The organism is Cedecea neteri (assembly GCF_000758325.1).
Lineage (GTDB): Bacteria > Pseudomonadota > Gammaproteobacteria > Enterobacterales > Enterobacteriaceae > Cedecea > Cedecea neteri_B.
In genome coordinates, this window is record NZ_CP009459.1 from 3,908,156 (window position 1) to 3,927,462 (window position 19,307).

The window sequence follows — 19,307 nt, forward strand, 5'->3', positions numbered from 1 at the left end:
ATGGGCGACAGTATTCTTTCTCAGGCCGAAATCGATGCGCTGTTAAACGGCGACAGTGAGAATAACGACGAGCCGAAGGCCAGGGCGCCGGGCGAATCCGATATTCGTCCCTATGACCCGAATACCCAGCGTCGCGTAGTGCGCGAGCGCCTGCAGGCGCTGGAAATTATTAACGAGCGTTTTTCTCGTCAGTTCCGTATGGGGCTGTTTAACCTGCTGCGTCGAAGCCCTGACATCACCGTCGGGGCCATCCGTATCCAGCCTTACCATGAGTTTGCCCGCAACCTGCCGGTGCCAACTAACCTGAACCTGATCCACCTGAAACCGCTGCGCGGCACCGGGCTGTTCGTGTTTTCACCCAGCCTTGTGTTTATTGCGGTAGACAACCTGTTTGGCGGGGATGGCCGCTTCCCAACGAAAGTGGAAGGCCGGGAGTTTACCCACACCGAACAGCGCGTGATCAACCGTATGCTGAAGCTGGCGCTGGAATCCTACAGCGATGCGTGGAAGGCGATTTATCCGCTGGACGTGGAATACGTTCGTTCGGAAATGCAGGTCAAATTTACCAATATCACCACGTCGCCTAACGACATCGTGGTTAACACCCCGTTCCACGTCGAAATTGGCAACCTGACCGGTGAGTTCAACATCTGTCTGCCGTTCAGCATGATTGAACCGCTGCGCGAGCTGCTGGTGAACCCTCCGCTGGAGAACTCCCGTCAGGAAGATCAAAGCTGGCGCGACACCCTGGTGCGCCAGGTGCAGCATTCCGAGCTGGAATTGGTGGCGAATTTCGCCGATATTCCGCTTCGGTTGTCCCAAATCCTAAAACTGAAACCTGGCGATGTGCTGCCCATCGAAAAGCCAGATCGTATTATCGCGCACGTAGACGGCGTACCGGTTCTGACCAGTCAGTACGGTACGATCAACGGCCAGTATGCCCTGCGCGTAGAACATTTGATCAACCCGATATTGAATTCGCTGAATGAGGAACAGCCCAAATGAGTGATATTAATCAACCGTCCGATGACAATGCAGGCTCAGTGGACGATCTGTGGGCTGATGCGTTAAACGAGCAGAAAAGTTCCGGGAAAAGTACCGCGGATAACGTCTTCCGCGCGCTGGAAGGTAATGATATTGCCGGCAATGTGCAGGATATCGACCTGATCATGGACATTCCGGTCAAGCTGACCGTCGAACTGGGCCGTACCCGTATGACCATCAAAGAGCTGCTGCGCCTGACGCAGGGTTCCGTGGTCGCGCTTGACGGACTGGCCGGCGAGCCGCTGGATATTCTGATCAACGGTTACCTGATTGCCCAGGGTGAAGTGGTTGTCGTCGCCGACAAATACGGCGTGCGAATTACCGACATCATCACCCCATCAGAACGTATGCGTCGCCTGAGCCGCTAAATGACAACCCAGGCCACCGTCACTCAGCCCAGCGTCAACGCCAGCTCACCGCTAGTTCAGGTGAGCGGAGCATTGGCCGGCATTGTTATTTTTATTCTGGTGGCCGCCTGGCTGGCAAAGCGCTTTGGTTTTCACGGCGCGGGCGTCGGCGTAAAGAAGTCGCTGAACATTAGCGCCAGCGTGAGCGTAGGCCCGCGCGAGCGCGTGGTGGTGGTTGACGTCGAAGACGCTCGTCTGGTCCTCGGTGTCACCGCCAGCCAAATCACGCACCTGCACACGCTGCCTCCAGCGCCGGTCTCGGAGGCGGTTGAAAAACCCCCTGCGCCCGCCGATTTCCAGAAACTGATGAAGAACCTGCTTAAACGTAACGGGAAAGATTGATGAAACGTTTGCTGACGCTCTCGTTACCGGGCCTATTTTTGCTCCTCCCTGCGGCCGCCTTCGCACAATTACCGGGCCTGATAAGCCAGCCTCTCGCTAACGGCGGGCAAAGCTGGTCCTTGCCGGTGCAGACGCTGGTCTTTATTACCTCCCTGACCTTCCTGCCGGCCATTTTGCTGATGATGACCAGCTTTACGCGCATCATCATCGTTTTTGGCCTGCTCCGTAACGCCCTGGGCACGCCGTCCGCACCGCCTAACCAGGTGCTGGTTGGTCTGGCGTTGTTTTTGACCTTTTTTATTATGTCGCCGGTGTTCGACAAAATTTATACCGACGCCTACCAGCCTTTCAGCGAAGATAAGATCTCGATGGAAGTGGCGATGGATAAAGGCGCTCAGCCGCTGCGCGAGTTTATGCTGCGCCAGACCCGTGAAGCCGATCTGGCCCTGTTTGCACGCCTGGCGAATACGCAACCGCTGCAGGGGCCGGAAGCCGTGCCAATGCGTATCCTGCTGCCTGCCTATGTCACCAGCGAGTTGAAAACTGCGTTCCAGATTGGTTTTACCGTATTTATCCCGTTCCTGATTATCGACCTCGTAATCGCCAGCGTCCTGATGGCGCTCGGGATGATGATGGTTCCCCCCGCGACAATTGCCCTGCCCTTTAAGCTGATGCTTTTCGTGCTGGTCGACGGCTGGCAGCTGTTGGTGGGTTCATTAGCGCAAAGTTTTTACAGCTAGCGGAGAAAGAAAATGACGCCAGAATCGGTCATGATGATGGGCACCGAAGCGATGAAGGTGGCCCTTGCCCTTGCGGCCCCGCTGCTGCTGGTTGCGCTGATAAGCGGCCTGGTCATTAGCCTGCTGCAGGCAGCGACGCAGATCAACGAAATGACGCTGTCGTTTATTCCAAAAATTCTGGCCGTGTTCGTGACTATCGTTATTGCCGGGCCGTGGATGCTTAACCTGCTGCTGGATTACATGCGTTCCCTGCTGACCAATCTGCCGAACACCATTGGATGATCCACGTTGACAGCACCCAGTGGCTTCACTGGTTAAGCCTTTATTTTTGGCCGCTGCTGCGCGTGCTGGCGCTGATCATGACGGCCCCGATCCTGAGCGAGCGCTCGATTCCCAAGCGGGTCAAGCTCGGGCTGGGGTTGATGATCACTTTCATCATCGCGCCTTCTTTACCGGCAACCGGGGTAACAATTTTTTCCGCCGCCGGTTTCTGGCTTGCAATACAACAAATTCTTATCGGTGTGGCGCTGGGCTTTACGATGCAGTTTGCCTTTGCTGCCGTGCGTACCGCCGGGGAAATTGTCGGCCTGCAAATGGGGCTTTCTTTCGCGACCTTCTTCGATCCCGGTAGCCGCCTCAATATGCCGGTGCTGGCCCGTTTTCTTGATATTCTGGCGATGCTGCTGTTCCTGACCTTTAACGGTCATTTATGGCTGATTTCGATGCTGGTCGATACTTTTCATACCCTGCCCATCGGCGGCAATCCGATAAACAGTAACGCATTTATGGCGCTGACCCGGGCAGGCGGCCTGATCTTTCTCAATGGCCTGATGCTGGCGCTGCCGTTAATCACTTTGTTACTGACGCTTAACATCGCGCTGGGTCTGTTAAACCGTATGGCACCCCAGCTATCGGTATTTGTTATCGGTTTTCCGGTTACCCTGTCTATCGGCATGCTCATTTTTATGGTAATGATGCCGCTTATCGCCCCCTTTACCGAACATTTATTCGGCGAGATTTTTGATCTGCTCGCGGATATAGTCAGTGAAATCCCCGCAAATTAATATCCATAATTTTTATAATGCCTCTCTGAGGATATTCCTAAAAAAATATGTTAATAACATCCGCCAAGATATATCTGGCGCGGAATATAAGTTTTTACCTTGCTCACAATACGCAACATTCACTTTACTTTAAGAACATTCCTGGCAAATTATAGGCAACTTTCCGGGATAGTGATTTCGCCTTTTAAATTATTAATAATGGTTACCCATAAATAATTAGAACTGCGGAAAATGCGGCGGACTGGCTTTGCCCTGGGACTGACATTGTCACTCGTGGTCAAACCAGTACAGCTTTCAATCTGCGCTCCTGATTATTACGGGTATAACGCGCTTAGTGAGGGTTTGCTATGTCAACGATTATTATGGACTTATGCAGCTATACCCGGCTGGGGCTTGTCGGCTACTTAGCCAGCCGCGGGGTTAGAAAACGGCATATTGCAGATGTAGAAACGGTAGAACAACTGGCACAGGCATGCCAGTCTCAGGCACCCAGCGTGGTGTTTATAAACGAAGACTGTTTTATTCATGACCCGGAAAGCAGTCAGCGAATTAAGCAGATCATTAATCAACATCCAGGGACGCTATTTTTAGTCTTTATGGCAATTGCTAATATTCACTTTGATGAATATCTTCTGGTCAGAGAAAATCTGCTGATCAGCTCGAAATCCATCAAGCCAGAATCTTTAGACGATATTTTATCGGAATACTTAGCAAAAAATGCACAATGTATTGGACATATTAATTTGCCGACACTTTCTCTTAGTCGCACAGAGTCCAGCATGCTTAAAATGTGGATGTCAGGACAAGGAACGATTCAAATCTCCGACCAAATGAACATCAAGGCAAAAACCGTTTCGTCGCATAAAGGAAATATAAAACGCAAAATCAAGACCCACAACAAGCAGGTGATATATCATGTAGTCCGCCTCACCGACAACGTCACCAACGGTATTTTTGTTAACCTCCGGTAGCTGACTTACGCTCTGCATCCCTACGCCGCTTTGGCCGCAGTATTTAATCTCTGACGCCCGTCAGAGATTAAATACAAGTTAAACGACACCCTTTTCCGTAACAAAACCGCAACCTTTGCCAAAAAAAGCAGATAAATCTCACTAGACTTACGCCTTACCATTATTCATGGAGAGATTTGTTGCTATGGTAGCCGTTATTATTCTTGGTATTTTTATTATCAGCGTCTTCTACGCCCACTCCCGCGGTGTCGAAAAACAGAAGTTTTCCCGCCAGCTTTTTGACCATTCGACCTTTATGGCTCCGGTCAATATGTTCATGACGCGTTTCTCGCGTCTGCCGCCTGAACAGCCGTATTTCCCGACCAGTGACTTCCCGGAACTGCAAAAGCTGACGGACAACTGGGAAGTCATTCGAGAGGAAGCGCTGCGCCTGCAGGGCCACATCAAAGCGGCAGAAAGCCACAACGATGCCGGGTTCAACACATTCTTCAAGCGGGGCTGGAAGCGTTTTTACCTGAAGTGGTACAGCGATGCGCACCCGTCGGCGCATGAGCTTTGCCCAATCACCACCAAGCTGGTTAGCGAAATTCCGTCCGTTAAAGCGGCGATGTTCGCCGAACTCCCGGCAGGATCTTACCTGGGCAAGCACCGTGACCCGTATGCTGGTTCGGTGCGTTATCATCTTGGCCTTGCCACGCCCAACGACGACCGCTGCTTTATTGAGGTCGACCGACAGCGCCACAGCTGGCGCGATGGTGAAGCCGTGATTTTTGACGAAACCTATGTGCACTGGGCAGAAAACAAGAGCGAACAGACCCGAATCATTCTGTTCTGCGATATTGAACGCCCGATGAAATGGCGCTGGGCACAGACTGTTAACCACTGGGTAGGCACCACGCTGATGTCAGCCGCCAGCTCGCCAAATAGCGACAGCGACCGTACCGGCGGGCTGAACCGCATCTTCAAATATGTTCACGCGTTGCGCGACCGCGGGCAACACCTGAAAAAGCGAAACCGTAAGGTGTATTACGCGATGAAATATTCGGTGATTACGCTGATTTTTGCGGCAGTGATTGTGCCAAGCGTGCTGTAAAGATTGCCACTCACCCTCTCCCCATAGGGGAGAGGGGACTATCCAGAGCAAGACTGTTAGATTTCCCCCTCTCCCTTCCAGGGAGAGGGCCGGGGTGAGGGTCAGACCCCAAAAGCCTACTCCTCGCTCTCCACAAAAATCCCGTCCGGGTGGCCTGACTCATTAAAGAACCAGATCCCCAGCGGATAATCCTCCAGCGACACAAGATACATCGTACCTTCGTTAAACGGCTCCACCGCCAGAACGACGCCCGAACGCCGCGGGCCGCCATCGGTCTTCACGGTCACCCGATCATTGATTTTCATGGTTATTTCCTCCAGAGACATTGCCTGCCATTGTAGATCAAAAACCCCTTGAGCGCCCTTACTCCGGGCCACCTGGCGCATTATCTGAAACGGCTATACTTAAGGGTGGTAGTCAGCGAGGGCAAAGTGATGAAGACCGTGAAAATCAGCGGCAGCGCGGCGCATCAGACAACGGAAGTGGATGTTGACGCACTGCTTGCCGCCATCAACGAAATTAGCGAAAGCGATATCCGGCATGCCAGCAGCGAGGAACACCCGCAGCGAGTGAGCGTGGATGGGCGAGACTGGCATAGCTATAAGGAGCTGGCGGATGCTTTTGAGCTGGATATTCGGGATTTTAGCGTGAACGAAATTAACCGCTAAGAAAAACATCCCGGCCGGGGAGCCGGGATGAAAACTTGCCAATGCAAGAAGCACTTGAAATTCGTTACATCAGGAAATCTGATGTGTTGACCACCTTACCTTAAATTTTATTGAATACAAGGATATATTCTTTTCAAGAATGTTTGCCACTGTACCTATTTACGCAATCAATTAGAATCCAATGCCTTGTTAAATCGTTTTTTTTAACCTGACGCCCGCATGACAAAGCCATTTGAGCACTGAAAAAATTGAGATTTATCCTAAATTAGCTGCCTTATTTTCACTCGCCAGTCCAGGATGAATAAAAAATAAACGCGTCTCTGCCTCGCCCACTGCGTAACAGAAATATTACGCCTGCTTGAGCGAGATCCTTCTTCGACAATCGAATAAAACATCAGCATCGCTTATATGATATAGCGGCCGCGCCCGACGAGATAATCAGTCCTGGGTGCAAACCTGGTTGCGTCCGTTCTGCTTCGCCTTGTACAACCGTCGGTCGGCAATGGACTGCAAATGTTCAAAATCATAATCATGGCGCTCATGGGCGCAGCTCACGCCAAACGAAGCGCTGATTTTAAGGCTCTGCCCGGCCTGCAAAAGCAGCTCTTTGGTATTGATACGGTGCCGGATCCGCTCGGCAACGGCTGCCGCCTCTGGAAGCTTCGTGCCCGGCAGCAGCACGCAGAACTCTTCCCCGCCCACGCGCCCGGCAACATCCTCTTCCCGAAGGGAGGAAGCCAGCAGCGCAGCAGCATGAGACAACACCTTGTCGCCGGCGTGATGCCCGTAGCGATCGTTAATGCCTTTGAAGAAATCGAGGTCCATCTGGATCACAGAGAACGGTTTATCCTCGCGCTGGCAGTCCAGCGCCATGCCGTGGGCGATATCGAAGAAGGCTCCGCGATTGTAGAGCCGGGTCAGGGTATCGTAATTTGCGCGCCAGCTTAACGTTTGCTGCAGCGTCAACATATTGCTCACCAGCCGCCGAATCACCCGCCAGGAGATGAACAACATCAGCGTAAAGAGTAGCCAGAGCAGCGTCAGCACAATGCTGATTCGACCAAATTCCCCCTGCACGCCCTCGCCGAGGGTATGCACTTTGATCAGCACGCCGTCAAAGTTCATCAGCTTCGCCCACGTCACGAAACGGCTGTCCATCCGCAGCTCGCCTTCTTCTCCGCTTTCCATGGATCGGGCAATCTCAGCCTGCTGTTTGGCATTAAACATAGGCCCCAGCGGCGCGCCGTCCGCTGCGGTGGCAATAAGCGAGAAATGCCTGTCAAACAGCATCACTGTGCCTTCATAGCGATCGTGCGACAGCTCCTGAAGGAATGCATGCATCCCGCTGACAGGAAAATCCATCGCCAGCACGCCGTACCAACGCTGATTAAGATCCAGCGGAACAGAGGCGGTAATAATCTGCCCATTTGGGCTGCCTGGGTTATAGGTATGCGTCCACTGCAGACCACGGCCTGGGTTGTTTTGCGGCGACTGGGCGCCAAAATAAGGCTGAGCAATGAGCCGATAATAGAGCGACACAAGGCCCGGATCGTTTTCCGGCGGCGTACTTGAGAGGAAGAAGCCCGCTCGCGAAGCGTAGAACACGCGCCTTTGCAAGTCTCGTTTGTCGTCGGCAAGCTGCATGATGTAGCTGAATTCCAGTGCCGCCTCCAGCTCAGGATAAAGCCAGCGCTCATCCCGCTCGAGCACGTGGCTGTGGCTGACAAACTCGTCGGAAACGCCGTTAATCGGCATCCCGCGATTAATATCCAGCTTTATTTGCCAGTAAGGCTGCGTTCGCTGGACGGCGAAATCCGCCACCGTCTGACGTGAAATATCGGTGGAAATAGGAGACTGCAGCGCATAGTGCATGGTGTTGCGATAAAACAGCAGGTTATCAATGCTGTGCTGCAGCTGCCGGTCCAGCGCGGTGGCAATATTATCGAGACTATTACGCTGGTTAGAGATATAGGCGGATTCCAGCACCGCCACCTCACGCCAGGTCAGCAGCGTTGAGCAAAGAAACACGACGATAAAACAGAGGTTTACCACCCGCTGCGGTCTTTTATAGCGGCTTATAAACCGCTCAAATGTATTACCGATCAAGGGGGATACTCCCTGGCCGCGGTTATCAGTTCCTTCCAAAAACCCCGGAAGAATGAAGTCTTTGCAGATTTTGCCACCTCGACAGCGCTTTGTCGAAGCTGGCCCACGCCGTGGGCGTAAAAAAACCCGGCAAAGCCGGGTTCCGTTAAAAAACCAGACACATCACGCCTGCTGATGCTCTCTGGTTTCCGCTGGCGCAAGGTCATCCTCACGAAACGCCTCGCGCTTTACGCCGTACCCGTCGTACCAACGGCACTCCACCATGCCACTGGAATAACCCGTGACAATCATGCGCGGACCACCGTTTTTACGCCGGACTTCATCGCTGACCACATAAACCATAGCCGCCTCCGGCATTAGGGGTGAAAACCTCTAAAGGTATAGCCAATGGTCAGCGTTTTTTCCTGGCTAAAGCGTTATTTTTTATCTCGAACTTAGTGTGAAGTGCCGCCGCGAAGGTGATTTATGCCGTTCACCACCAGCAGCACAATCCCGCCCGCAATAAAGCCGAGCACCAGGTTGGCAAGCGTCGGGCCGGCAAACTCAACCACGCCGCCAAACTGCCCCATCCATTGCTCAATACCGTGATGCAGCACCGGCACGCCGTGCACCAGGATACCGCCGCCGACGAGGAACATCGCCAGCGTCCCGACAAACGTGAGGATCTTCATTAGCCAGGGAGCAAGAATAAGCAGCCCTTTCCCCACGGCCTGTGCCAGCGCCGCACGCTTATCCGCCAGCCAGTATCCGAGATCGTCAATTTTCACGATCATCCCGACCAGGCCGTACACGCCGATAGTCACCAGAATGGCGATACCCGCCAGGATGAGTACCTGATTCAGCAGCGGCGCTTCCGCCACAATACCAAGCGTGATGGCGACGATTTCCGCCGAAAGAATAAAGTCCGTGCGCACCGCCCCTTTCACCTTATCTTTTTCAAAGGCCATCGGGTCCTGGGCGGCAACGACTTCCAGCCTCGCCTGCTTTTCCTCCGCGCTTTCTTTGTGCTTTCTCGCCTGCAGGCTGTGCAGCACCTTTTCCACACCTTCAAAACAGAGAAACGCCCCGCCCACCATCAAAAGCGGCGTAATTGCCCAGGGCGCAAAGGCGCTGATCACCAGCGCCAGCGGCACCAGGATAAGCTTATTGAGAAACGAGCCCTTTGCCACGCTCCAGACCACGGGCAGTTCCCGATTCGCGCGCAGGCCAGAAACCTGCTGAGCATTCAGCGAGAGGTCATCGCCCAGGACGCCCGCCGTTTTTTTTGCCGCGAGTTTGCCCATAACGGAAATGTCGTCCAGCAGCGTGGCGATGTCGTCGAGCAAAGTGAGTAAGCTACTTCCAGCCAAAATATCTGTCCTTATTGATGTCGATACCCAAGAGTATGAAGCAAAAAGCGCGCCGCGAAAAATCGCCGCGCTTGTCAATAAAAATTAACATTACATCAACAAGTATAAAGCTCGCTATCCGCCCGCTTTTGGCGTTAACTGTCGGCCTGAAACTGGTGTCTGGTGAGGGATTATGCGAGCTCGTTCTGGTCAATTAGTGCCGCTGATAGCGGCGCTGTTTGCGTTGTACATCATCTGGGGTTCAACCTATTTGGCGCTGGCAATCGGGGTAAAAACCTGGCCGCCGTTTATCCTCGCCGGAACGCGATTTATGCTTGCTGGTTCGCTGCTGATGGGCATTCTGCTGCTTCGCGGCCATAAGCTGCCCAAACTACGCCCGACGCTTAACGCCGCCCTGATCGGCGTGCTTCTGCTGGCCGTCGGCAACGGCTGCGTCACGGTGGCCGAGCACCAGCACGTCCCTTCCGGCATTGCCGCCGTCATGGTCGCCACAGTGCCGCTGTTTACCCTCTGCTTCAGCCGCCTGTTTGGCATTAAAACGCGCAAGCTGGAGTGGCTCGGCATTGCCATTGGTCTTGCTGGTATTGTGCTGCTGAACAGCGGCGGTAATCTCAGTGGCAATCCCTTCGGCGCTGTTTTAATTCTGATTGGCTCCCTGAGCTGGGCGTTTGGGTCGGTTTACGGGTCGCGCATTGAACTGCCCGAAGGCATGATGGCCGGGGCGGTGGAAATGCTGGCGGCCGGGATTGTGGCGCTCAGCCTCGCGGCGCTCACCGGCGAACGGCTGACAACGATGCCGGACACCTCCGGCTGGCTGGCGCTGGGCTATCTCGCGCTGTTTGGCTCGATGATCTCCATCAGCGCCTATATGTACCTGATTCGAAACGTCTCCCCGGCGGTGGCTACCAGCTATGCCTACGTTAACCCGGTGGTGGCCGTGCTGCTGGGCACCACCTTTGCGGGAGAAAACCTGTCGGCGATTGAATGGCTGGCGCTGGGGATCATTATTTTTGCCGTGGTGCTGGTCACGCTGGGGAAATACCTGTTCCCGGCCAAACCGGTGGTTGAGGCATGTGAAGTAGAAAAATAGCTATTCAGCGGCCAGCCCTTGCTGGCCGCTATCGTTTCGCTGATGAATCCCGGTCACGTTAATTTCCGCGCTATGCCCGCCGCTGCAAATCCACTCTTCCAAACGTTCACATACCGCCCGGCCGCTCATTTTCTCACGGCCACGCAGAGCGCATTCCCAGACAATTAAAACCCGCCAGCCCTGCGCCAGTAAAAGCGCCGTGTCTCGCTTATCCCGCACAACGTTGCGCCCTATCTTTTCCAGCCAGAACTCGGTGCGCGTGGCCGGGACTTTAAACAGATGGCAGTCGTGATGATGCCAGAAACAGCCGTGGGTAAAGATAACGCAGCGGTATTCATCCACCACAAAATCAGGTTTGCCGGGCAGCGCGGCATCCTGCACGCGAAAGCTAAACCCGCACTCGGCCAGCAGCCCGGCAAGACGTTTTTCAATGGCGGTGTCACGCGTGGCAATCGCCCGCATGTTTTTACTGCGTATCGCTTTGCTGTGTACATCCGCCATTTTTTTCTCCGCTTAGCGCTTTTTCACCGCCTGCTTGATCACCGGCTCCAGCAGCTTAGCCACTGCGGCAAACGCGGGAACGACGACGGAGTTGCCAAACTGCCGATAAGCCTGAGTGTCAGACACCGGGATGCGGAACGCTTTTCCTTTCGGCGCTTCAAACCCCATCAGCCTGGCGCACTCGCGCGGCGTCAGGCGACGCGGCCTGTTCACCTGATTATCAGGATGGTTAAAATCAGCCTCGCCCAGCGCCATGTCCCAGCCGCGATCGACCAGAATCTCCGCGCCATCTTTGAAATAACGAGCCGACAGCGTTCTTGCTACGCTGGCCGGGTTCTTCGGGTCAACCAGGCCGTAACCAAAGCCGTTGCCCTTGGCCTGATGCTTTTTCGCGTAGTTATAGAGGTATTTCCACAGCGTCGGGGTCAGCACATATTTCGCGTCAACCTCATCGTCCAGCAGCTCACCAAAGGTCGGGCGGCGGGCCGGATAGAAATCGCTCAGTTTCGCCAGCGTCACCGCCGTATCCAGTTTCAAATCGCGGCGCGTGCCGACCAGCACAATGCGCTCCCGGTGCTGCGGCAGGAAGTTTTTACCGTCGACAATTTTCGGATCGTCACGCCCGGAAACAGCAGCATCGGCCACGTCGTAACCCAGCTCGTCCAGCGTCTGCATGATAATGCGGAACGTATTGCCTTTATCGTGGCTCTTCAGGTTCTTAACGTTCTCCAGCACAAAAACAGGAGGGCGTTTGGCGGCAATGATCCGCGCCACATCGAAGAACAACGTGCCCTGCGTTTCGCAGGCAAAACCGTGCGCGCGCCCAAGGGCGTTTTTCTTCGACACGCCCGCCAGCGAAAACGGCTGGCAGGGGAAACCGGCCAACAGCACATCATGGTCGGGCAAGGTGGCCTGGATGTGGGCCGTCGCCTGCTCGTCCGTGACGTCGCCCCGGTTGCTGAGCGTCACGTCTCGGATATCTTCATTGAACTGGTGCTCTGCCGGGTCACAGTACCAGTTTGCTTTGTAGGTCCTCACCGCGTATTTGTTCCATTCGCTGGTAAACACGCACTGGCCGCCGATGGCCTCAAAGCCGCTGCGGATCCCACCTATGCCGGCAAACAGGTCGATAAAACGAAAAGCATAGCGCCCGTGATGCGCCGGTGGTGACGGCAGCATACTTTGCAGCATCTGCACTTCCACTTCGGTTAAACCGCGTGGCGCGGACTTGCCGTTATACCAGCGGTTCAGCGACTCACGCGTCCAGTCGCCTCCGACCTGACGCAGGCGGAGCGCAACGGTTTTTTGATCGTAGATTTCAAGTAAACGGCTGACCAGCGCATTGTCTTCTTCTTGCTGAGTTTGTTTGTGGCGCTGCGCCTGAAGGGAGAGGTGTTCTGCTATCGCGTCAAGATCGTTCATCGTGAACCAAAAATGGGAAAAGGGAGTGAAACTGTATCACTGATTTGACCCAGAAAGAATGAAAACAGCCCGCACAAATGCGGGCCGGAAGGATTAAGCCTGTGATTTAAAACGCTGCAGGACCTGCTCGTCCACCTGCAGGTAGTCACCTTTCAGCTCGGCACACAGTTTGGCCATATAGCCGACGAGGAAATCCGCATTGTGCCGCGCCAGCGCGCGCCCGGCTTCGGTTTGCATTGATTCAGGCAGGCGCAGAAGCTTTTTCTGGAAATGGTCCACCGAATACTGCGTATCGTCCAGCTCCCGACGATCCGCCAGCGGATCGTCGCTGTCAAACAGCGAACGCCCTAACGCGCCGGAGACATAAAACACCCGCGCCAGACCTATCGCCCCCAGAGACTCCAGCCTGTCCGCATCCTGCACCACTTTCGCCTCCAGCGTCTGCGGTGCGATAGCGGCGCTGAAACTGTGGGCCCGCACCGCATGGGCTACCGCGTCATACAGCTCGCGGGGGAAATCCGGGAAGTGCGTTTCCAGAATACGCAGCGTCTCCTGCGCGGCCTGCGTTGAGGCCAGATGGCGCTCCGGGTGGTTCTTGGGCAGGTTAACGATGTCATGGAAATAGCAGGCGGTCAGCACCACCAGCCTGTCCGCCTCCGTCCCTTCCATAATATGCTGGGCGGTTTTCCATACGCGCCGAAAATGCGCCACGTCATGGGCTTTGTCATCCTGCGCCCAGTTCTCAATCAAATACTGCTCAAACTGCTGCTGCCAGCGGGCAATCGGCATACACGTACTCCTCTTCTCGTGAAAAGCGCCAGTCTGAGTATAACCAGATTTATGACAGGATTATGACCTCTTCGCGGAGCACATCCACCACGGCCTGCGCCGTCGCCGCAGCCAGCAGCTTCTCGCGGAAGGATTCATGCATCAGTCGTCGGGCTAAAACTGAGAATATCCGCATATGCTGTGCCTGCTCCTGTTCGCTGAGCGTGAGCATAATCACCAACTGCACGGAAACGCTATCTCCCCAGTCCAGCGGATCTGCCAGGCGCAGTACGGAAATACTGCTGCGGGAAATCGCAACAGATTTGCAGTGCGGAATGGCGATGGAAAAGCCCAGCGCGGTGGTAAAGACCACTTCACGCTGCCAGATAGCCTGTTCGGCAAGCGTCGCGGAGTGCGCTCGCCGCTGAACGGCAAGGTTATCCGTCAGCCGCTTAATCACCTCATGCTTATCACCCAGTTTTTCATCCAGAAATACCAGGGCCGGGCTAAACATGCCTTCTTCTTCGCCCGCAGCCACAGTAATCCGCTTTTCGCACTCAAGCTCATACCAGCGCTGCGCTATACCATCGGGAGCCGCCAGTACAAACCCGTGCCCGGCCCCCAGCAAATACTTCCCCTCTCCGGCGGCAAAAAGCGGCTGCGTTGAGGACAGGCATAATAGCGGTGTCGCAAACGCCCGGGCGAGTATTGCGGTATGGGACGTTTCGCCGCCTGTCGGCATCACAATCCCCCGCAGAAATGGCCCCTGCAGCATGAGTAACTGGCCCGGCGTCAGCACGCCATCGCCAATTATCAGCGCGTTATCAATCAGCTGCGGCAGCCCCAGCCGCGGGTCACCGGTCAGTTCAGCCGCAATCCGCAGGCCCAGGTCAAAAACATCCAGCTCCCGCTGACGCAGATATTCACTGTCGCTTTGCCGGAAAGGCTCTCGCAGTACGTCCACCGCTTTCGCCAGCGCGGCGAGCGTATTGCGTGCGTAATGCTCTTCCAGCAGACACTCTTCAATGGTTTCATCCTCCAGAAGCTGGCTTTGCGCATCCAGGATCTGTGCAACTTCACCCGCATGCTGGCTAATATCTTCCCGTAAACGCTGCCGCGCAGCCTGCAGGGCGACGATCAACCGCTGTTGCTGCAGGGGAAAAGGTTCCTCCTCGTGCTGATGCGCCAGCGCGTGGAGATCGATCTGCTCAACAAAAACGGCCTTTGCCAGCGCCGCCCCCGGGCTAACGCTCTTCCCTTGCCAGACAGGAGATAGACTTCGGGAAAGGAACACCGGCAGCGGTTGCTCTTCTTCAACGGCGGCTAGCGGCGTGTCACTTTGCGCAAATTCATGCTCAATAAAATGGCCGAGCGCCTGCCGGGCCGCCTGCTCGTCTGGCCCCTCTATCAGCAACCGGCACTCATCGCCTCCGGCAACATCTGCCCCCACCAGCGCCAGTACGCTCTTTGCATCTCCCTGACGTGATTTGGTCTGGTTCACTAGCGTCACCGAAGAAATAAAACGTGAAGCCTGCCGCTCAAGCGCGCTGGCCGGTCTGGCGTGAAGCCCGTTCATCAGCGGGCAACGAAATAACAATGTCTGCATAGGGATAGCGCCTTATTCAAATGAACGGATTAGCCAGGACACCGGCGTGCCTGCTGCGATGGAGTCCGTTGGCTTGCCCGGTATTTCCGCCAGCGTGACCTGCTCCAGCGTGCCGTTTGTTGTCGGAGGAACGTTTTCGAGCGGCGTCAGGCCTGGGTTCCAGCCCCTGAGCACCAGCGCCTCTTCGTTTTGCGCTTTTTTCAGGGTGCTGAAATGCAGGGGGCTTTCCCAGCTCAAGACGCTGAAGTGCGGCGGGAAGGATTTGCCATGCGGATTGGTGCGAAAACGCGACCAGCCAGAATCCAGGTAACCCGATGCCGGGGTACGCCACTGTTCGACGGCCTGCCAGAACGCAGGGCTTTGTCCGTCGTTCATTGGCATGACGGCAAAATGAAACGCGTGGCGGCCGGGAATTTGCGAGTCAGGAGAAGGCAGCACCATGCCCGATGCCCGTCCAGGCCGCCATTTCAGCGCGGGCTGTCCAAGCCAGCCCACGCTGCGGAACAAGGTAATCGCCAGCGTATCCGGCTGCCCCTCGGGGATTTCGTACTCCCTCAGCCCGGCGGTCACCACGCCCAGGCCGCGCCGTGCCTGGTGCATCATCACCAGGCTCTGCATCGGCCACAGCGAGGCGGGCGCTTCCGTCCAGTTTTCCTGCTGCCAGATCTCAAGCGCACGAGGGACATTTTCACGCTCGATCAGGCCAAAAGGCTGATCGGCAAAATGGGTCGCCTGATGTACGCCGGTGGGCAGTTCAATCTGTAAACGGTGGTCACGCAGCGTGTTGTTAACTTCAACGGCGACATCCAGCCAGGCACTTTCATGCGGCAGGGAGATGGTCATCACCACGTCCAGACGGGCATCAAGCCGCCTGGCCTGGCGTGCATCGGCATCAGCCGGGGCAGGAATATGCAGCCTTAGCTGCATGGTGTCTTTGAGCACGCCGCGCGTCAACATGGCCTGCTGCAGGCAGCCTTCGCCGTCAATCTTCCAGTCAGCCGCCGGGGGCGAATAGTTATAATTGTCCCCCGCGTCTTCGCCGTCGACCAGCCGCAGGATGTGCGGGTAGACTTCGCCAGTGCGTTTATCGATCAGCGTAAGCTCTCCGGCTTTATGCTCCAGCCGCAGCCAGGCGTTTTCCAGACAGTCGCCCTCCCTCGCAGGGATCTCAAACCCAGCGGCTTCGCCTTCCTGCAGGTAAAAGGTCTTGTAGCCACAGGCGGGCAGCGCCCTCGCCTCCAGCAAAATATGGCATTTACGATACCAGGTGGTTGTGGTGCTGTTGGACAGCTCCTGCACCACCAGCGACATGTCCTGCGGCTCTTCGTGCAGCAGCTGCCAGCGGCACGGATTACCTTCGCCATCCACGATGCGGAAGTCCTCTTTCGGCGTGTACAGCGTGAGGCTCACCTGCGTATCGCGCCGCGCAGGTAGCGGATTAAAGACCACGATTTTTTTCCCCTGCTGGCTCGCGGTAATTCCTTCCGCAAGCATTTTCATGTTCAGCTCAAACAGCTGCCCGGCGCTCTCTTTACCGGACTGCAAACGCCCCTTCACCATCTGGTTGACCCGGTCTGAATTGCAGCCGCCAATGCTGTCATGAGCGTGAGATTTCATCGCCTCCCGCCAAATGTGCTCCACCGCCTGTTGCGGGTAAGGCAACCCCAGCCGCCAGTTGAGCGCCAGTAAAGGCTCCAGCGTCTGGCTGACAAACTGTTCCAGCGAGGCATTAAGCTGCTTGATATCCATTCGGGTAGAGAAAATGCCGCGATGAATACGCATGTATTTGGGGCTGAGCAACTCGCCGCGCAAAACAGGCAGCTTGTGCTCGTCGTTCCGCAGAGCGGTGAAGAAATCGCTGAAGCTGCTACGCCTGAAGTCATATTCACTCTGGCTGGCATTCAGTTTTTCCAGCGCGTCAGGTACCGCATATTCGAACGGCGACTGATCGTTTCCGTTGGGGAGCAAAAGGTGATCCGTGGCGGAAAAACGCGCCTGTTTTTCCAGAATCGGCGGTAATTTTTCAGCCAGCTCCTGCGGGGTGACAGGCAGCCACTTCGCACAGCCATAGCCCCAGGGGAGCACGGCGGTGAGCACCTGCTGTCCGCCCTGCGCCAGCCAGTTAAATTCACTGGTCGGCACATCATGCTCGCTCCACCCGCGCCAGAGTACCGCACTGTCGATAGCGAACTCGCTAAGAAACATCGGCAGCTGCGCGCTTTGCCCGAAAGAGTCAGGCACATAGCCCACCGGCATATAGCTGCCCCAGGCTTTACAATCCGCCAGCCCAAGCAGCAAATTGCGCGTAATTGACTCCGCGCCCACGACCAAAAAGTCGCTTTGCGTGTACCACGGGCCAATCAGTACCCGCCCGTCGGTAATTAATTTTTGCAGGCGTGCCCGGTGCTCTGGCGCCACCTGCAAAAAATCTTCCAGCATCACCGTTTGGCCATCTAAAATAAACGGCCCCAGCGCTTCGTTTTGTTCCAGCCGGGTAATTAAGTCCAGCATGAAATAATAGAGCAAGACTTTTGAGTCGTTCTCAGTGAAATACCACTCTCTGTCCCAGTGTGTGTGCTGAATTAAATGCACAGTCTTCATAACATCACCTTATTGACGGCTGAGGAGAAATATTTAAGGCGTGACTATCCCCGGCATGAAATACCGTGAAAGCACAACCCATACAGCCTGAAATAAATTAACCGGGCGGCTAGCGCCCTACTTTAAATTTAGGCACGGCTGCCGAAGGTTTATTTTCAACGACAGTTTCACCCCGAAACACTAATAACGATCCCACGGCAATAATCCCCGCACCGACAGCAATAGACAGCACGTAAATGGGCCATTTATCTACCGCCAGCCAGCCGTAAAAACCCGAAATCGGTGCATGGTTTACCGCCCCCAGCCCGACGGCGAGCGCGGCCCCGGTGGCCGAGCCAACCACGTTGATGACGATAATTTTGGGGTTTGCCAGCGCAAAGGGAATGGCCCCTTCGGAGACGCCAATCAGGCCCATCAGCGTCGAGGCTTTACCCGCCTCACGCAGCGAAACCGGGAAGCGTTTGGCCCAGATGAGCGTTGCGACGCCGAGGCCAATCGGCGGAACGATAATCGCCACCTGTGCGGCGGTGTTGGGGTCGTAAATCCCGGAAGCTAGCAGTGCCATCGCGGTGGTCACCGCCGCCTTGTTCACCGGACCGCCCAGATCAAAGCCCACCATCCCGCCCACGACGGCCGCCAGAATGATTTTGTTAGTCCCGGACATCGCCAGCAGCCAGGTTTCCATTCCATGATTCAGCGCCGCCAGCGGGCCGCCGATAATAAACGCCATCACCATGCAGGTCAGCAGCGTGCCGCCCACGGGCAGGATAAAAATAGGGCCAGCCGAGGCCAGTGCAGCGGGCAGTTTGATCCAGGTTGCCAGCGCCCGCACGATGTAGCCCGCGACAAAACCGGCGGCGAGCGCCCCAAGAAAGCCGGTTCCCAGGCTGCTGGCCAGCAGCCCGCCCACCATTCCCGGCGCCAGACCTGGCTTATTGGCGATAGCAAAGCTGATGTACCCGGCGACCACCGGCAGCATCAGCGACAGCGCCAGGCCGCCAAACCCGTCAAATTTATGTAACATCTGCACAATGATGCTCGCCGCCTGGGCGTGGCTGGCATCCCAGATATTATCGATGCCGTAGAGCGAAGCGCCGATGCGTGCAATGCCCATGATCACCGCCCCGGCAATGACAAACGGCAGCATCCATGACACCCCGGTCATAATGGCATTTTTGACCTCTTTACCGGTCGACATCCCCGCCTCTGCCCTGAATTTAGCCATTTGCTATCTCCGCCTCTATCGCCTCAAATACGGCCTCGCTAAACTTGATAGGATCGGCCACGCTGCACTCCAGTTTCATCATGCCGTCAAAACGTTCTTTGCCGGTAATCACCACATCCGCCGCGAGAATCGCTGCGTCTGCCCGGGCAAGATCGTCGGCGGTAATTTCGTTTTCAACGCCCATGCTGCCCTGCGTTTCGACTTTCACTTCATGCCCACGCTGCTGGCCCACCAGGGCCAGGGCTTCCGCAGCCATGTAGGTATGGGCGACGCCCGTAGGGCAAGCTGCAACACAAACGATATACATAAC

Annotated in this window: 21 protein-coding genes; 10 read left to right on the plus strand and 11 right to left on the minus strand. The window is 55.6% G+C overall.

Translation table 11 applies throughout. The features are described 5' to 3' along the window. From fliM to lpxO, 8 genes are all read left to right on the plus strand, one after another. Window positions 1-1,005 carry a flagellar motor switch protein FliM gene (gene fliM, locus LH86_RS18270; RefSeq protein ID WP_039294764.1) on the plus strand — a complete coding sequence of 335 codons (1,005 nt, stop codon included), beginning with the start codon at window positions 1-3 and terminating at the stop codon, window positions 1,003-1,005. After that, on the plus strand, window positions 1,002-1,412 hold the full coding sequence (fliN, locus tag LH86_RS18275; RefSeq protein ID WP_008458131.1) for a flagellar motor switch protein FliN: 411 nt from the start codon (window positions 1,002-1,004) through the stop codon (window positions 1,410-1,412). Before fliM ends, fliN begins: the two co-directional genes overlap by 4 nt. Continuing rightward, window positions 1,413-1,793 carry a flagellar biosynthetic protein FliO gene (gene fliO / locus LH86_RS18280; RefSeq protein ID WP_039304307.1) on the plus strand — a complete coding sequence of 127 codons (381 nt, stop codon included), beginning with the start codon at window positions 1,413-1,415 and terminating at the stop codon, window positions 1,791-1,793. Next, on the plus strand, window positions 1,793-2,533 hold the full coding sequence (fliP, locus tag LH86_RS18285; protein WP_008458126.1) for a flagellar type III secretion system pore protein FliP: 741 nt from the start codon (window positions 1,793-1,795) through the stop codon (window positions 2,531-2,533). The genes fliO and fliP overlap by 1 nt, the downstream gene beginning before the upstream one ends. Before the next feature lie 12 nt (window positions 2,534-2,545). Further along, a complete protein-coding gene (gene fliQ / locus LH86_RS18290; RefSeq protein WP_008458124.1) occupies window positions 2,546-2,815 on the plus strand; it encodes a flagellar biosynthesis protein FliQ in 270 nt (89 codons plus the stop codon). Next, entirely contained in the window at window positions 2,812-3,597 is a 786-nt protein-coding gene (gene fliR / locus LH86_RS18295) for a flagellar biosynthetic protein FliR (RefSeq protein ID WP_039304310.1), read from the plus strand. Before fliQ ends, fliR begins: the two co-directional genes overlap by 4 nt. Window positions 3,598-3,944: 347 nt before the next feature. Beyond that, window positions 3,945-4,568: a transcriptional regulator RcsA gene (gene rcsA / locus LH86_RS18300; protein ID WP_039294777.1), complete on the plus strand. Its 624-nt coding sequence runs from the start codon at window positions 3,945-3,947 to the stop codon at window positions 4,566-4,568. 184 nt (window positions 4,569-4,752) lie between these two features. Continuing rightward, window positions 4,753-5,661 (plus strand): lipid A hydroxylase LpxO, encoded by a 909-nt coding sequence (gene lpxO, locus LH86_RS18305; RefSeq protein ID WP_039304313.1) that lies wholly within the window; start codon window positions 4,753-4,755, stop codon window positions 5,659-5,661. 116 nt (window positions 5,662-5,777) lie between these two features. Here lpxO and dsrB read toward each other — a convergent pair whose 3' ends face one another. After that, window positions 5,778-5,966, minus strand: a complete 189-nt coding sequence (gene dsrB / locus LH86_RS18310; protein WP_039294781.1) for a protein DsrB — start codon at window positions 5,964-5,966, stop codon at window positions 5,778-5,780. A gap of 129 nt (window positions 5,967-6,095) precedes the next feature. Here dsrB and yodD point away from each other — a divergent pair, with 129 nt between their 5' ends. Next, window positions 6,096-6,329, plus strand: coding sequence for a YodD family peroxide/acid resistance protein (yodD, locus tag LH86_RS18315; RefSeq protein ID WP_039304316.1), 234 nt, complete (start codon window positions 6,096-6,098; stop codon window positions 6,327-6,329). Between the two features lie 438 nt (window positions 6,330-6,767). Here the strand turns inward: yodD and dgcQ are convergent, their stop codons facing one another. From dgcQ to LH86_RS18330, 3 genes are all read right to left on the minus strand, one after another. Continuing rightward, window positions 6,768-8,435: a cellulose biosynthesis regulator diguanylate cyclase DgcQ gene (gene dgcQ / locus LH86_RS18320; RefSeq protein ID WP_039304320.1), complete on the minus strand. Its 1,668-nt coding sequence runs from the start codon at window positions 8,433-8,435 to the stop codon at window positions 6,768-6,770. A 162-nt stretch (window positions 8,436-8,597) separates the two neighbouring features. Then, on the minus strand, window positions 8,598-8,777 hold the full coding sequence (locus LH86_RS18325; protein ID WP_008458110.1) for a YodC family protein: 180 nt from the start codon (window positions 8,775-8,777) through the stop codon (window positions 8,598-8,600). A 92-nt stretch (window positions 8,778-8,869) separates the two neighbouring features. Next, window positions 8,870-9,787: a DUF808 domain-containing protein gene (locus LH86_RS18330; RefSeq protein ID WP_197061719.1), complete on the minus strand. Its 918-nt coding sequence runs from the start codon at window positions 9,785-9,787 to the stop codon at window positions 8,870-8,872. A 169-nt stretch (window positions 9,788-9,956) separates the two neighbouring features. On the opposite strand from LH86_RS18330, the gene yedA reads away from it, so the two are divergent. Continuing rightward, window positions 9,957-10,874, plus strand: a complete 918-nt coding sequence (yedA, locus tag LH86_RS18335) for a drug/metabolite exporter YedA (protein ID WP_039304326.1) — start codon at window positions 9,957-9,959, stop codon at window positions 10,872-10,874. Here the strand turns inward: yedA and LH86_RS18340 are convergent, their stop codons facing one another. From LH86_RS18340 to LH86_RS18370, 7 genes are all read right to left on the minus strand, one after another. After that, window positions 10,875-11,375, minus strand: a complete 501-nt coding sequence (locus tag LH86_RS18340) for a very short patch repair endonuclease (RefSeq protein ID WP_039304328.1) — start codon at window positions 11,373-11,375, stop codon at window positions 10,875-10,877. It abuts the gene before it with no gap. A gap of 12 nt (window positions 11,376-11,387) precedes the next feature. Continuing rightward, window positions 11,388-12,797 (minus strand): DNA cytosine methyltransferase, encoded by a 1,410-nt coding sequence (locus tag LH86_RS18345; RefSeq protein ID WP_039304330.1) that lies wholly within the window; start codon window positions 12,795-12,797, stop codon window positions 11,388-11,390. 93 nt (window positions 12,798-12,890) lie between these two features. After that, window positions 12,891-13,586, minus strand: coding sequence for a phosphohydrolase (locus tag LH86_RS18350; RefSeq protein WP_039304333.1), 696 nt, complete (start codon window positions 13,584-13,586; stop codon window positions 12,891-12,893). Window positions 13,587-13,635: 49 nt separating this feature from the next. After that, the gene (locus LH86_RS18355; RefSeq protein WP_039304336.1) at window positions 13,636-15,171 is read right to left on the minus strand and encodes a PTS sugar transporter subunit IIA; all 1,536 of its coding nucleotides are present in this window, start codon (window positions 15,169-15,171) and stop codon (window positions 13,636-13,638) included. Window positions 15,172-15,183: 12 nt separating this feature from the next. Beyond that, window positions 15,184-17,772 (minus strand): glycoside hydrolase family 38 C-terminal domain-containing protein, encoded by a 2,589-nt coding sequence (locus tag LH86_RS18360; protein WP_039304339.1) that lies wholly within the window; start codon window positions 17,770-17,772, stop codon window positions 15,184-15,186. Window positions 17,773-17,881: 109 nt separating this feature from the next. Then, on the minus strand, window positions 17,882-18,997 hold the full coding sequence (locus LH86_RS18365) for a PTS fructose transporter subunit IIC (protein WP_039304342.1): 1,116 nt from the start codon (window positions 18,995-18,997) through the stop codon (window positions 17,882-17,884). After that, complete coding sequence (locus tag LH86_RS18370) at window positions 18,990-19,304, minus strand: PTS fructose transporter subunit IIB (protein WP_039304344.1); 315 nt, start codon at window positions 19,302-19,304, stop codon at window positions 18,990-18,992. The genes LH86_RS18365 and LH86_RS18370 overlap by 8 nt, the downstream gene beginning before the upstream one ends. Between the last annotated feature and the right edge of the window lie 3 nt (window positions 19,305-19,307).